Origin of the sequence: Qipengyuania citrea (assembly GCF_009828015.1) — a bacterium.
Classification (GTDB): Bacteria; Pseudomonadota; Alphaproteobacteria; order Sphingomonadales; family Sphingomonadaceae; genus Qipengyuania; species Qipengyuania citrea.
On record NZ_WTYG01000001.1, the window covers coordinates 1,098,651 to 1,112,030 of the forward strand.

A 13,380-nucleotide genomic window follows, 5' to 3' on the forward strand; every position below is an offset into this window, starting at 1 on the left:
TGCGCTAGTCCATCCCCGCTTCCTTGGCGAAGTGATAGGCGCGCTCTACCAGCGGGGCGACGCGTTCGGACATCGACTTGGCATGCGCGCTCGAAGCTGTGCCATCGATAACGCGCTTCTTGATGCCCTGCATGATGCCCGCCAGGCGGAAGAGGTTGTAGGCGAAGTACCAGTCCATCGGCGGCACCGGATAGCCGGTACGCGCGACATAGCGTTCGACCGCCTCGTCCTGCGTCGGGATGCCCAGCTCTGCGAGATCGAGGCCGAGCAGGCCCGCGCGGCCATCGTGCGGGTTGTGCCAGTTGAGCATGAGATAGCTGAAGTCGGCGATCGGATCGCCCAGCGTCGACAGCTCCCAGTCGAGCACCGCGATCACGCGGTTCTCGGTCTTGTGGAAGATCATGTTGTCGAGCCGGTAATCGCCATGGACCACGCTGGATTCGTGCTGCGGCGGGATCGTCTGGGGCAGCCATTCGATCAGCCGTTCCATCTGCGGCATGTGCTCGGTCTCGGACAGCTTGTACTGTTTCGACCAGCGGCTGATCTGCCGCGCGCAGTAATCGGTCGGCTTGCCGTAATCGCCCAGTCCGATCGCCTCGGGATCCTTCAGGTGCAGATCGGCAAAGGTGTCAATCATCGCATTGTAGATCGCGCGGCGTTCCTCGGGCGTGTTGTTGGGCAGCGAGCCGTTCCACAAGGACCGCCCGTCGGCGAGACCCATGACGAAGAACTTGCTACCGATGACCCCGGGATCCTCGCACAGGCCATAGGTCTTGGGCACGGGGAAGCCGGTCGGGCCGAGCGCGTGCATCGCCTTGTATTCGCGGTCGACCGCATGTGCGCTGGGCAGCAGCTTGCCGAAAGGCTGGCGGCGCAGCACGTAGCTGCGGTCCGGCGTGTCGATGCGATAGGTCGGGTTCGACTGCCCACCCTTGAACTTGGTGTAGCTGATAGGCCCGGAAAAGCCGTCGACATTGGCTTCGAACCAGGCCGTGAGTGCAGCAAGGTCGAGCTGGTCGGCCTCGGGCACTGCGACCGTGCCGACCATCTCCTTGTCGAAATCGATGGGTTGGTCTTCCGCCATCAGTCGAACACCACCACGCTGCGGGCCGAAGTGCCCTGTTTCATCTTCTCGAAGCCTTCGTTGATCTTTTCCAGCGGGATGCGTTCGGCAATGATCGTGTCGAGATCGAGCAGGCCGCGCATGTAGAAATCGACCAGCCGCGGCAGGTCGACGGGGAAGTGGTTCATCCCCATGATCGCGCCCTGCAGCTTCTTGCCCGACAGCAGATCCATCGCGCCCAGCCCGACCTTGCAGTCGAGCGGCATCATGCCGAGGATCGTCGCGGTGCCGCCGCGGCGCAGCACCTTGACCGCGAGGTCGGCGGATGCCTGACGTCCGACCGCCTCGATCGCGTGATGTACGCCGCCGCCGGTGATCTTCATCACCTGTTCGACCGCATCGTCGGCCATGGCGTCGACCGTATGCGTTGCGCCCAGCACTTCGGCCAGCTGGCGCTTTTCCGCCAGCGGATCGATCGCGATGACCTTGCCCGCACCGGCGATCTTGGCGGCATTGATCGTCGCCAGCCCCACGCCGCCGCAGCCGATGACCGCGACGGTTTCGCCGGGCACGACCGAGCAGGCGTTGAAGATCGCGCCTGCCCCGGTGGTCACTGCGCAGCCGATAATGGCCGCGCGGTCGAGCGGCATGTCCTTGTCGATCGCGACGCAGGCATGTTCGTGGATCAGCATCTGCTCGGCAAACGCCGACAGGTTGAGCATTTGCGCAACGGGCTCGCCGCCATTGCGTGTGATGCGCGGCGCGGCGGTCTGCGCCCGGCGGGTATCGCCGCCGAGGCACAGGGCCATCCGCCCGGTCACGCAGAACTCGCAATGGCCGCAGAAGGCGGACAGGCAGGAGACCACGTGGTCGCCCGGCTTGACCGTTTTCACCTCGCTGCCGACCGCGCGCACCACGCCCGCCGCCTCGTGGCCCGGAATGGCCGGCAGCGGGTGCGGATAGGCGCCGTCGATGAAATGCAGGTCCGAATGACACAGGCCGCAGGCCTTGGTATCGATCAGCACTTCGTGCGGGGCGGGATCGGCCAGCTCGACCTCACCGATGGTGAGGCCGCCGACCTGCTCGAGGATTGCCGCCTTGGCCATCAGCGCGTCGCTCCCATGTCGCCCGAGCTGAGATTGGCATTGCCCGGGCTCGGGGCCTTGCCATCGCGCAGTGCGTTGGCGCTGGGGCCTTCCTCGGGCAGGTGCTTGGCAAACTCCATCCGCGCGATCGAGCGGGCGTGGACTTCGTCGGGGCCATCGGCCAGCCGCAGCGTACGCTGGTGGGCATAGGCATTGGCGAGACCGTAATCGTCGCTCACGCCGCCGCCGCCATGCGCCTGGATCGCATTGTCGATGATGCGCAGCGCCATGTTGGGTGCCTGCACCTTGATCATGGCGATTTCCTGCTTGGCAGCCTTGTTGCCGACCGTATCCATCATGTCCGCGGCCTTGAGGCACAGCAGGCGGGTCATGTCGATATCGATCCGCGCCTGCGCCACGCGCTCTTCCCAGACCGAGTGCTTGTAGATCGGCTTGCCGAAAGCTTCGCGTTCCTGCAGCCGCTTGCACATCTTGTGCAGCGCTTCCTCGGCCACGCCGATGGTGCGCATGCAGTGGTGGATACGGCCCGGCCCGAGGCGGCCCTGCGCGATCTCGAAGCCGCGGCCTTCGCCCAGCAGCATGTTGTCGACGGGCACGCGCACGTCCTTGAGTTCGACTTCCATGTGGCCGTGCGGCGCATCGTCATAGCCGAACACCGGCAGGTGGCGCAGGATGTTCACGCCCGGCGCGTCCATCGGCATCAGGATCATCGACTGCGCGGCATGGCGACCAGCCGAGAAATCGGTCTTGCCCATGACGATCGCGACCTTGCAACGCGGATCGCCGACGCCCGACGACCACCATTTGCGGCCGTTGATGACATATTCGTCGCCGTCGCGTTCGATTCGGCATTCGATATTCGTGGCGTCCGAACTGGCGGTATAGGGTTCGGTCATCAGGAAGGCCGAACGGATCTCGCCGTTCATCAGCGGGGTCAGCCACTTGTCCTTCTGCGCGCGCGTCCCGTAGCGATGAAACACTTCCATATTGCCGGTGTCGGGCGCGGAGCAGTTGAACACCTCCGAGGCGAAGCCGATGCGGCCCATTTCCTCGGCGCAGAGCGCGTATTCGAGATTGGTCAGGCCGGGGCCTTCGAATTCGAAGCTTTCCTCGACATGGTGATGGCCGTCATTGCGCGGCGGCATGAAGAGGTTCCAGATCCCTTCCTTCTTGGCCTTCGCCTTGAGTTCCTCGACCACGGGAATGACCTTCCAGCGTTCGCCTTCGGCGTCCTGCTGCTTGTAGGTCGGCACGGCGGGACGGATATGATCGTCGATGAAATTCTTCACCCGGTCGCGCCAGTATGCTTGCCGTTCTGTCGGTTGGAAATCCATCGTGTCTGTCCTCTTCTCTCTCAATTCGGTTGCGCCGTGAAACTGGCATAAGGATCGCTCCAAGCCAAGTCCCCCGCCGCAGCTCTAGGGTGTTATCGTGTGGGCATCGGGGTCTGCGCGGACTGCCTGGTCGAGCGGGTCTGCGGTGGCGGGGGCAGGCGGGGCCGGGCGGCCGCGCCGGGCGGCGACGCGCGCTTCATGCTGCTCGCGCGAGATCGGGAAGCGGGCCAGCCAGAAGGCAGCGATAGAGGCGAGTACCGTGGCCGCCAGCATGAACAGCCACACGAGCTGGCGAACCGTTTCGGGCGCAACCTCGGTCTGCGGCGTGCCGGGCGCGAGATCGATCGATTGCACGATCAGGCTGGTGAGCAGGATGCCGCCGCCGGTGGCGCATTTCTGCACCAGCCAGTTGCCCGCGTAGAACGTACCTTCGGCGCGCTGCCCGGTGCGCTCCTCGAAGGCCTCGACGATTTCGGCAACCATCGACGTGGCCGAAATGATCGCCACCACGCTGGCGGTGTTGGCGCAGACGAGAAAGCCATAGAGCAGCGCGGTCGAGGCGGTGGTGCCCACGGTGGGCCAGGCCCCCGCGAGATAGAACACATAGGGGCTGCAATAGAACGCCAGTCCGACCAATGCGCCCAGCGCTGCCGATTTGGGCTTACCCCACCGGCGGTGGAGCGGCCCGACAATCACGAACATCAGCACGACCGACAGGAACAGCACCGCGGGATAGAGCTGGAAGGCGAGTTCGGAGAACTGCCAGACGTAGAGATTCACATATTGCGTGATCGAGAACGTCATGCCCTGCAGCACATAGGCCGCCAGCCCGCCCAGCGCGAAAATGACGAAGGCCTTCTCGCGGAAGGCATCGAAGATTTCCGCAAAAGCGCCGGTGATCGAAAAGGGCGGGGGCCGCCGTTCGGGCAGCTGCGCGACGATGCGGTGCTGCGCCGCGGCCGAACCGATCACCGACAGCGCGATCAGCGCCGCGCCGAACAGGCCGTAGCTGGCATAGCCTTCGGGCTGCAGCTGCGATTGCGGGGTGGGCAGGAACACGGTGAAGGTCAGCACCATCATCAGCAGTCCGCCGAGCCAGCCCGACAGGAAGCGGTAGCGGAACAGCGTGGTGCGATCGTCGTAATCGTCGGTGATCTCGGGCACTAGGCTGACCGAGGGGACTTCGCAGGCCGACAGCAGCAGCCGCACGCCCACCGCCAGCGCGACGATATCCCAGAAACCGGGGGTGCCCGTGAAGGGCGGGGACCACAGCATGGTCCACACCAGCGCCAGCGGCCACGGTGCCAGATACAGCCACGGCAGCCGCCGGCCCCATTTCGTATAGGTGCGGTCGGACAGATGCCCGATCAGCGGATCGACGAGTGCGTCGATCACCAGCGCGGCGGCCAGCGCCGCGCCCACGGTGCTGGCATCGACCCCCAGCACCAGATTGTAGAACGGCAGCAGGAAGAAACTGAAACCGCTGTCCTTGACCCCGAAGGCGACGGCACCGAAGCCGTGGACCAGCTTGAGGCGCTGCGGAAGGGGGCCCGTGACGAAAGGCATCAGGCGTTTTGCTGTGCCGCCTTGACCTGTTCTTCGAGCGCCATCAGCGCTTCGAATGCACCGGCTTCCTCCGGATCCCAGCTATGCCGCGGCCCCAGCGTGATACCGCCATCGACCACCATCGAGGCGCCGGTCATGAAGCCGGCCTGCTCGCTGGCGAGAAAGGCGACCGCCTGGGCGATATCGTCGGACTGGCCGCCGCGCGCCACCGGCTGCGCGTTCGACGACATCTGCGCGATCATCGCCTTGGCCTGTTCCTTCGCGGCATCGGGAATGTCCATCGTCGCAGTGAAGATGTTGGTGTTGATGAAGCCCGGCTGCACCGCATTCACGCGGATGCCGTATTGCGCCAGGTCGGTCGCGGCGCATTTGGTGAGGTGCAGCACGCCGGCCTTGGCGACGGCATAGGTCGTTGGGGAATAGCCCGGACCGACTGCCGCGACGCTGGAGACGTTAACGATGCTGGCTCCCTTGCGCCCTTTCATATGCGGGACGGCGTAGCGGATCCCCATCGCGACCGACCGCAGCAGCAGGTCCATCGTCCGGTCCCAGGCTTCGGGTTCGATCTCGGCGATGCTTTCGCGGGCGCCGCCCGCCCCGGCATTGTTGAACAGCGTATCGATGCCGCCGGTGTCTTGCGCCGCATGGTCCATCAGCGCCTTGATCGCCGCGGGATCGCAGACGTCGCACTCGACGAAACGGACGTCGCCCGGCGTTTCGCGGGCCAGTTTCTCGCCGCCCGCAACATCGATGTCGCTGGCGAAGACGGTCGCGCCCTCGCCGGCGAACAGGGCGGTGGCGGCGGCGCCGATACCCGATGCGGCACCGGTGACGATGACCGTCTTGTCCAAGAATCGCATCCCTACTCTCTCCCCGAATTTCTTGCCTGCCAGCTTAGGGCAGCATGGCAAGGCGTCAACGAATTCCGGCTGACGTTACGGCAATAGGGCAGGTTTCGACTGCCCTTGCGCAGTCGGGCCGAATCACCCTAACGTAAGCGTCAACATACCGCTGCTTTAAAAAGAGAGGATTCGGCCAATGTCCGACAGCGACCTGCAAGCCTTCCGCGCGGAAACGCGCGCATGGCTCGAAGCCAATTGCCCGCCCGAAATGCGCCAGCCCGTCAAGGACGAGGACGACATCTACTGGGGCGGCCGCAACGCCACCTTCAAGAACGATGCGCAAAAGGCCTGGTTCGATGCCTGCGTCGAGAAGGGCTACACGGTTCCCGCATGGCCCAAGGAATATGGCGGGGCGGGGCTGACGCCGGCGCAGGCCAAGGTGCTGCGCGAGGAAATGGCTGCAATCAAGGCGCGTCCGCCGCTGTCCAGCTTCGGCATCTGGATGCTCGGCCCGGCACTGCTGCATTTCGGCACCGAAGGCCAGAAACAGCGCTTCCTCAATGAAATCGCCCGCGGCGAAATCCGCTGGTGCCAGGGCTATTCGGAACCCGGCTCGGGATCGGACCTGGTCTCGCTGCAGACCTATGGCGAGGACAAGGGCGATCACTGGGTGGTCAACGGCCAGAAGGTGTGGACTTCCTATGCCGACAAGGCCGACTGGATCTTCTGCCTCGTTCGCACCGACAAGGACAACAAGTACCAGGGCATCACCTTCATGCTCTACGACATGGCCAGCGAAGGCGTGGCGACCAAGCCGATCCTGCTGATCAGCGGCAACAGCCCGTTCTGCGAAACCTTCTTCGACGATGTGAAGGTGCCCAAGAGCTATGGTGAAGACGTGCCCGCCCAGGTCGGCGAGGTGAACCGCGGCTGGGACGTGGCGAAATACCTGCTCGGCCACGAACGCGAGATGATCTCGGGTGCCGATGGCGGCAACACCGGGACGATCGGCGCGGCGCTGACGCGCTCCAACGGCGAAATCGATCCCGTGCTGCGCGCCGAGCTGGCACAGTTCGACGTCGATGCGCTGGCCTATGGCGCGATGGGCGAGAAGTTCCTCGACGAGGTCAAGGTCGGCAAGGCGCACCCCGCACAGCCGAACATGATGAAATACGCCGGCACCGAGCTCAACAAGCGGCGCCACGAACTGATGATGGCAGCGGGCGGATCGACCGCGCTCGAATGGACCAGCGAGGAAACCGACGGCGGCAAGCCGGCGCGCAACTGGCTGCGGACCAAGGCCAACAGCATCGAGGGCGGCACGTCCGAAGTCATGCTGAACGTCATTTCCAAACGAATCCTCGAGCTTCCGGGAGCCTGATCGATGCCTCTTTACTATGATGATGACCAGGCGATGCTGGCCGATACCGCTGGCCAGTTCATGGCCGAGGAAGGCTCGATCAAGAACCAGCTGCGCCATTGGCGCGACCGCGACTGCAAGGATGGTTTCGGCCATGCGCTGTGGCAGCAATTCGCCGAAATGGGCTTCGCGGGAATGCTCGTGGACGAAGACGATGGCGGGCTCGGCATGGGCCAGGTCGAAGCCAATATCGTGCTCGAGCAGATCGGCCGCAACCTGACGCCGTCGCCATTCATGTCCTCCTCCGTGCTGGCCGCCACCGCGCTCAAGCATGGCAGCAACGACGTGAAGGGCCGCTGGCTGCCCGGGCTGGTTTCGGGCGAGAAAGTCTATGGCGTAGCGATCGACGAAGGCGCCAAGCACCGCCCCGAACGGATCGGCTGCCGCGCGGAAAAGTCGGGCAACGGGTTCAAGCTGTCGGGCCGCAAGGACTTCGTTCTCTACGGTGCCAGCAGCGAGATGATCGTCGTTGCTGCGCGCACCTCGGGCAGTGATAGCGACACGGACGGCGTCACGCTCTTTGCCGTGCCGCAGGACGCCGCCGGCATGAGCCACGACAGCGTACGCCTGGTCGACAGTTCGATGGCCAGCCATGTCACTTTCGACAATGTCGAACTCGACGGCGATGCCGTGATCGGCGAAGTCGACGGCGGCCGCGCCGTGCTCGATGCCATGCTGGTGGCGGGCCGCGTCGGCTCGGCTGCCGAAGGTGTCGGCGTGGCCGGGGGGGCGATGGACATGACCGTCGATTACCTCAAGCAGCGCAAGCAGTTCGGCAAGGTCATCGGCGAATTTCAGGCGCTGCAGCACCGCGCCGCGCACCTCTATTCCGAAGTCGAGATCGCCCGGGCAGTCACTGTCAAGGCGGCGCAACTGGTCGACGGTGGCAGCGAGCGCGCCGATCTGATGGCCTCGGTCGCCAAGGCCAAGGTCGCCAAGGTCGCGGGGCTCGCAGTGCGCGAGGGCGTCCAGATGCATGGCGGTATCGGCATGACCGACGAATACGATATCGGCCTGTACATGAAGCGGGACCGCGCGCTGCAGGAATTCCTCGGCGACCAGTATTACCACGCCGGGCGCGTCGCGGAGCTCAGCGGCTACTAGAACCAGAACCAGCACCAAACCCGGTCATTGGGTGGGGAGCGAAGCAATCCAGGGAGCGGCACGATCGATTGCCGCGTCGCCTTCGGCTCCTCGCAATGACTGAAGTGGGAGAGAATTAAATGAACCTAGAAGACCTGTTCAGCCTCAAGGGGCGCGTCGCCCTGGTCACCGGCGGCAGCCGCGGAATTGGCAAGATGATCGTCGAGGGCTTCCTCGCCGCGGGCATCGACCGCGTCTATATCAGCGCGCGCAAGATCAATGAAATCGAGGAAACCTGCGCCGAGCTGGGCGACAAGGTGATCGGCATTCAGGGAGACCTGTCCACCATTGAGGGGATCGAGGCGCTGGTCGAGGAATTGTCGGGCCGCGAAAGCCAGCTCGACATTCTCGTCAACAATGCCGGCGCGGCCTGGGGTGTCGACTATCTCGAATTCCCCGAAGCCGGCTGGGACAAGGTCATGGACCTCAACGTCAAGACGCCGTTCTTCCTGACGCAGAAGCTGCACAAGCTGCTGACGGCCGGGGCCAGCGCGGACAAGCCGGGCAAGGTGATCAACATCACCTCGATCGACGGCCAGCGGGTCAATCCGTGGGAAACCTACAGCTACCAGGCGTCGAAGGCCGCGCTGATCCATTTGACGCGGCGCATGGCGGCGCGGCTGGTCAAGGATCACGTCTATGTCACCAGCCTGGCGCCTGGCGCTTTCCCGTCGAACATGAACCGCGCGGCGCGCGATCACGAGGATGCGAGCGCAGCGGGCATTCCCTCGAAGCGCGTGGGCGACAAGTTCGACATGGGCGGCACCGCCGTCTATCTCGCCAGCCGTGCGGGCGATTACACGATCGGCGAAACGCTGACCGTCGATGGCGGGATCGTCAACGCGCTGCTGCCGAGCCACTTCGCCGAACCGAGCTGACCGGTGCTGCCGCCTCCGGCCCGGTGCCGGGGGCGGCGGATCAGGCGCTGAGGATGCAGTTGCGGCCCGCGGCCTTGGCGCGATAGAGCGCCTTGTCCGCCTGTCGCAACGCCGCGGCGTTGGCATCGCCCGCGCCGAGTGCCAGCGCGACCCCGCCCGAGAAGGAGATCAGCCCCATCGGTTCGTCGGTCTCGCGCAGTTTGAATTCGGTATCGGCCAGCGTGGCCCGCGCCTGATTGAGGCGTTTCACCACCGCCGCCAGGTCGCTCGAGGGCATCACCACGATGAATTCCTCGCCGCCCCAGCGGCCCACGAATTGCGGCGCGCAGGCATCTTCGAGCGTCGAGGCGACCAGCTTGATCACGCGGTCGCCGACGCCGTGGCCGTAGCGGTCGTTGACCGACTTGAAATTGTCGATGTCGACCAGCGCGATGACCCGCGCATCGCCTTTTTCCGCCAGTTCGGCCAGATGCGCGTCGATCGCGCGGCGGTTGGCAAGGCCGGTCAGCTCGTCGCGCTGCGCATCGTTGCGCGCCGCCTCCAGCTCTTCGCGCAGCGCCCTGACCTCGTCCATCGCCGCGGTCAGCTGCGATTGCGCGTGGAGCGAATGTTCGATCATCCGCGCGACGATCGAGGACGTGTCGCCCGTACCCGCGGGATCGGCCTGCGCTTCCTCGCTCAGTTCGCGGGCGAAGGTGCCGGTCGCATCCGCCGCCGAGGAAGCCAGTTCACTGAGCTTGAGCGACTGGTGCCGCAGATGCGCGCTCAGTTCGCCGTTCTTGCTGTCATAGGCCCCGAAAAACGTCGTCGTGCTGTGCGCTTCGAGGATGTCGTCGGCTTCATCCTGCTTGATGCGGTAGCCATCGGAGATGATCTGCGCGACCGCGCGGCCGATCGGCGATCCGGGATCGTTCAGCGCAATATAGGCGAGCGTGTAGTTCTGCGGCGTCGCGGCGAGGCGGTGGCTGGCCAGGAAGGCCAGCGTCTTCGCCCCGTCATCCAGCTTGGTGGTGGACATCGCCATCAGTCCCGCTGCCTCAGGCCATGAGTTCGCGCACGAAGGGGATCAGCCCCGTCTGCCGCTGGCGCTTGGTCCGCTCCGCATCGAGGATTTCGCGCACCTTGGCGAAGCAGCTGTCGACGTCTTCATTAATGACGACATAGTCATAGGCGTCCCAGTGGCTGATTTCGGCGCGCGCACGCTCCATCCGTGCAGCGATTACCTCGTCGCTGTCGGTGCCGCGCCCGCGCAGGCGCCGTTCGAGCTCGGCGATGGTGGGGGGCAGGATGAACACGCGCACCACGTCCTGCTGGTCCTTCTGGAACAGCTGCTGCGTGCCCTGCCAGTCGATATCGAACAGGAAGTCCTGTCCTTCCTTCAGCGCGTTGCGGATGCGCCCCTTGGGGGTGCCGTAACGGTGGCCGAAGACCGGGGCCCATTCGTAGAAATCGTCTTCCTCGACCATCCGGTCGAATTCGGCATCGCTGACGAAATAATAGTGCACGCCGTCGATTTCACCCGCGCGGGGCGGCCGCGTGGTGACGCTGACCGAGAGCTTTATCTCGTCATCGGCGTCGAGCAGCATGCGCGATATGGTCGTCTTGCCCGCCCCGCTGGGCGAGGACAGGATGAACATCAGCCCGCGGCGGGCGAGCCTGTTTGTGGGTGTCTGGGATTCGGCCATGCACGCCTATGAAACAGCGGGGTCGGACAAATCAAGGTCAGTCGTCGCGATGCGCCTGCTCGATCAGTTCGCGGTCGCCTTCGCGGCGCTGCGCACTGCGGCTACGCCGACGATCGTACAGCGTCTTGGCCAGTGCCCCGCCGCCGACGATAAGCGCGCCGGGCAGGTTGCGGGTCGCCAGCTTGGCCAGGCCGAAGCTGACCAGTGTCTGGCCCAGCGTCTTGTTCCGAACGATCTCGCGCGCGGTTTCCTTGCCGTAGCGGCCGCGCAGCAGGCCCTTTTCCACCGCCCGCCGGGCGATGTAGGATCCCGCGCGGATCGCGACATCGGCGACCATCAGATTGGTGGCGGGATTGTGTGTCGGGCCGGGCATGCCTTCGGTCTTGCCCGGCGTCTTGGCGCGCGCCTTGTCGACTGCCTTCGCGCCGTAGGTTGAAACATGTTTGACCATTGGTGCCCCCGGTCGGCTGCGGTTCGGTTGGAACCCTTACTTCTTGCGGCCGAAATCGACCGTGACGACATTCGAGCCGTCTTCAGTAGCATCAACGGGTTCGCCATCTGCCAGTTCCATCCCGTCGTTTTCGGGATGTTCGGGTTCCGCCGGTGCCATGTCGGCGACGGTGGCCTGGAACTGCAGCCCGAAATCGACCGCCGGATCGACGAATTGCGTGATCGCGGCATAGGGGATGTCGAGTTCGGCAGGGACCTGGTTGAACGACAGCCCGACGGCAAAGCCATCGTCGCGCACGTTCAGGTTCCAGAACTTGTTCTGCAGCACGATCGTCATTTCGTCGGGAAAGCGTTCGCGCAGGCTTGCCGGAACCGAGACCCCGGGAGCGTGGGTCTTGAAGGTGATGTAGAAATGATGGGCACCGGGCAGTTCGCTGCCGCCCTGTTCGATTTCGCCCAGGACCCGGCCCACCACGGCACGCAAGGCTTCCTGCACGATGGAATCGTAAGGGATCAGGCTGTCGGGCGTATCGTCGCTCATGGGTCGCTAGGTGGCGCTGCGCGGCGCAGGGGTCAAGCGGTTTAAGCGGGTCTTTACCCTGCGCGTAGGTGCATTTTCTTGCGCCTTGGCGCGCGCCGCTCTAGCGCGGCTGGCATGCGTACAGGCCGGATCGAACGAAACACAGCGGAAACCAGGATTCTCGTCGAGGTGGGCCTCGACGGGAGCGGCAGCTATGATGTCAGCACCGGGATCGGCTTTCTCGACCACATGGTCGAACAATTCGCCAAGCATTCGCTGATCGACGTGACGATGAAGGTCGATGGCGACCTGCATATCGACCAGCACCACACCACCGAGGACAGCGCGCTGGCGTTGGGGCAGGCGCTGGCCGCCGCGCTCGGCGACAAGGGCGGGATCGCGCGTTACGGCAGCGCCTATTCGCCGATGGACGAGACGCTGGCGCGGGTCGCGCTGGACATTTCGGGACGGCCCTATCTGGTGTGGAAGGCCGGGTTCAGCCAGGAAAAGCTGGGCGAATGGGACACCGAGCTGATCGAGCACTGGTTCCATTCGGTCGCGCAGACCTGCGGGCTGACGCTGCATGTCGAGCTGCTCCACGGCAGCAACAACCACCATATCTGCGAAGCGATCTACAAGGGCTTTGCCCACGCGATGCGCGCGGCGGTCGAAGTGGATCCGCGCAAGGGCGGGGCGATCCCCAGCACGAAGGGGCAGCTTGGTGGGTGAAGTGGTGGCCCTGGTCGATTACGGGGCCGGTAATCTGCATTCGGTCGAAAACGCGCTGCGCAAGGTCGGGGCCGATGTCACGGTAACCGCCGATCCCGACGTGTTGCGCGCGGCCGACCGGATCGTGCTGCCGGGCGTGGGGTCGTTCCGCGCCTGCGCCGAAGGGCTGCGCGCCGAAGCCGGCGTGATCGAGGCGATGCGCGAACGCGTGTTCGTGGGCGGGGCGCCGTTCCTCGGTATCTGCGTGGGCATGCAATTGCTGGCCACGCGCGGGCTCGAACACGGCGAAACGCCGGGGCTGGGCTGGATCGACGGCACGGTGCGGCTGATCGAACCGATCGACGACAGCGTGAAGGTCCCCCACATGGGCTGGAACGACGTCGCGCCGCTGCCGCATGCGCACGACCATGAAGTGCTGGTCGGCGGCGAGGCCTATTTCCTGCACTCCTACCATTTCAAGCTGCGCCATCACGAAGACGTTCTGGCGATGACCGATCACGGCGGTGGACTGGTCGCGGCGGTCGGCCGGGACAATTTCCTCGGCGTGCAATTCCACCCCGAAAAAAGCCAGGCCTACGGGCTCGACCTGCTGTCGCGTTTCCTCGAATGGAAACCGTAACCGCGCTGGCCCGGCCACGCGATTT

At 64.9% G+C, this 13,380-nt stretch carries 14 protein-coding genes; 5 read left to right on the top strand and 9 right to left on the bottom strand.

Translation table 11 applies throughout. The features are described from left to right. Nucleotides 1–4 precede the first annotated feature (4 nt). The 5 genes from GRI55_RS05235 to GRI55_RS05255 all read right to left on the bottom strand — a co-directional run bounded on the left by GRI55_RS05235 (nucleotide 5) and on the right by GRI55_RS05255 (nucleotide 5,929). Entirely contained in the window at nucleotides 5–1,084 is a 1,080-nt protein-coding gene (locus tag GRI55_RS05235) for a phosphotransferase family protein (RefSeq protein WP_063506661.1), read from the bottom strand. Next, on the bottom strand, nucleotides 1,084–2,169 hold the full coding sequence (locus GRI55_RS05240; RefSeq protein ID WP_050599626.1) for a Zn-dependent alcohol dehydrogenase: 1,086 nt from the start codon (nucleotides 2,167–2,169) through the stop codon (nucleotides 1,084–1,086). The genes GRI55_RS05235 and GRI55_RS05240 overlap by 1 nt, the downstream gene beginning before the upstream one ends. Beyond that, nucleotides 2,169–3,503, bottom strand: a complete 1,335-nt coding sequence (locus tag GRI55_RS05245; protein WP_050599627.1) for an acyl-CoA dehydrogenase family protein — start codon at nucleotides 3,501–3,503, stop codon at nucleotides 2,169–2,171. The genes GRI55_RS05240 and GRI55_RS05245 overlap by 1 nt, the downstream gene beginning before the upstream one ends. A gap of 84 nt (nucleotides 3,504–3,587) precedes the next feature. Then, nucleotides 3,588–5,069 (bottom strand): MFS transporter, encoded by a 1,482-nt coding sequence (locus GRI55_RS05250; RefSeq protein WP_160766401.1) that lies wholly within the window; start codon nucleotides 5,067–5,069, stop codon nucleotides 3,588–3,590. Beyond that, entirely contained in the window at nucleotides 5,069–5,929 is an 861-nt protein-coding gene (locus GRI55_RS05255) for an SDR family NAD(P)-dependent oxidoreductase (protein WP_160766402.1), read from the bottom strand. Before GRI55_RS05255 ends, GRI55_RS05250 begins: the two co-directional genes overlap by 1 nt. Before the next feature lie 178 nt (nucleotides 5,930–6,107). Here GRI55_RS05255 and GRI55_RS05260 point away from each other — a divergent pair, with 178 nt between their 5' ends. The 3 genes from GRI55_RS05260 to GRI55_RS05270 all read left to right on the top strand — a co-directional run bounded on the left by GRI55_RS05260 (nucleotide 6,108) and on the right by GRI55_RS05270 (nucleotide 9,352). After that, nucleotides 6,108–7,292, top strand: a complete 1,185-nt coding sequence (locus GRI55_RS05260) for an acyl-CoA dehydrogenase family protein (protein ID WP_050599630.1) — start codon at nucleotides 6,108–6,110, stop codon at nucleotides 7,290–7,292. A 3-nt stretch (nucleotides 7,293–7,295) separates the two neighbouring features. Continuing rightward, nucleotides 7,296–8,435, top strand: a complete 1,140-nt coding sequence (locus tag GRI55_RS05265) for an acyl-CoA dehydrogenase family protein (RefSeq protein ID WP_160766403.1) — start codon at nucleotides 7,296–7,298, stop codon at nucleotides 8,433–8,435. Nucleotides 8,436–8,554: 119 nt separating this feature from the next. After that, nucleotides 8,555–9,352, top strand: a complete 798-nt coding sequence (locus GRI55_RS05270; RefSeq protein WP_050599632.1) for an SDR family NAD(P)-dependent oxidoreductase — start codon at nucleotides 8,555–8,557, stop codon at nucleotides 9,350–9,352. Between the two features lie 40 nt (nucleotides 9,353–9,392). On the opposite strand, the gene GRI55_RS05275 is transcribed toward GRI55_RS05270, so the two are convergent. Genes GRI55_RS05275 through GRI55_RS05290 form a run of 4 tightly spaced genes read right to left on the bottom strand, consistent with a single transcriptional unit; the run spans nucleotide 9,393 to nucleotide 12,028 of the window. Next, entirely contained in the window at nucleotides 9,393–10,376 is a 984-nt protein-coding gene (locus GRI55_RS05275) for a GGDEF domain-containing protein (RefSeq protein ID WP_160766404.1), read from the bottom strand. A 13-nt stretch (nucleotides 10,377–10,389) separates the two neighbouring features. Further along, complete coding sequence (gene gmk / locus GRI55_RS05280) at nucleotides 10,390–11,037, bottom strand: guanylate kinase (protein WP_050599634.1); 648 nt, start codon at nucleotides 11,035–11,037, stop codon at nucleotides 10,390–10,392. A gap of 37 nt (nucleotides 11,038–11,074) precedes the next feature. Beyond that, nucleotides 11,075–11,488, bottom strand: coding sequence for a hypothetical protein (locus GRI55_RS05285; protein WP_050599635.1), 414 nt, complete (start codon nucleotides 11,486–11,488; stop codon nucleotides 11,075–11,077). Between the two features lie 36 nt (nucleotides 11,489–11,524). After that, nucleotides 11,525–12,028: an SspB family protein gene (locus tag GRI55_RS05290; RefSeq protein WP_050599636.1), complete on the bottom strand. Its 504-nt coding sequence runs from the start codon at nucleotides 12,026–12,028 to the stop codon at nucleotides 11,525–11,527. A gap of 114 nt (nucleotides 12,029–12,142) precedes the next feature. Between GRI55_RS05290 and hisB the strand changes: the two genes are divergently transcribed. Next, on the top strand, nucleotides 12,143–12,736 hold the full coding sequence (gene hisB, locus GRI55_RS05295; RefSeq protein WP_160766405.1) for an imidazoleglycerol-phosphate dehydratase HisB: 594 nt from the start codon (nucleotides 12,143–12,145) through the stop codon (nucleotides 12,734–12,736). After that, nucleotides 12,729–13,355, top strand: a complete 627-nt coding sequence (hisH, locus tag GRI55_RS05300) for an imidazole glycerol phosphate synthase subunit HisH (protein WP_050599638.1) — start codon at nucleotides 12,729–12,731, stop codon at nucleotides 13,353–13,355. Before hisB ends, hisH begins: the two co-directional genes overlap by 8 nt. Nucleotides 13,356–13,380: the final 25 nt, after the last annotated feature.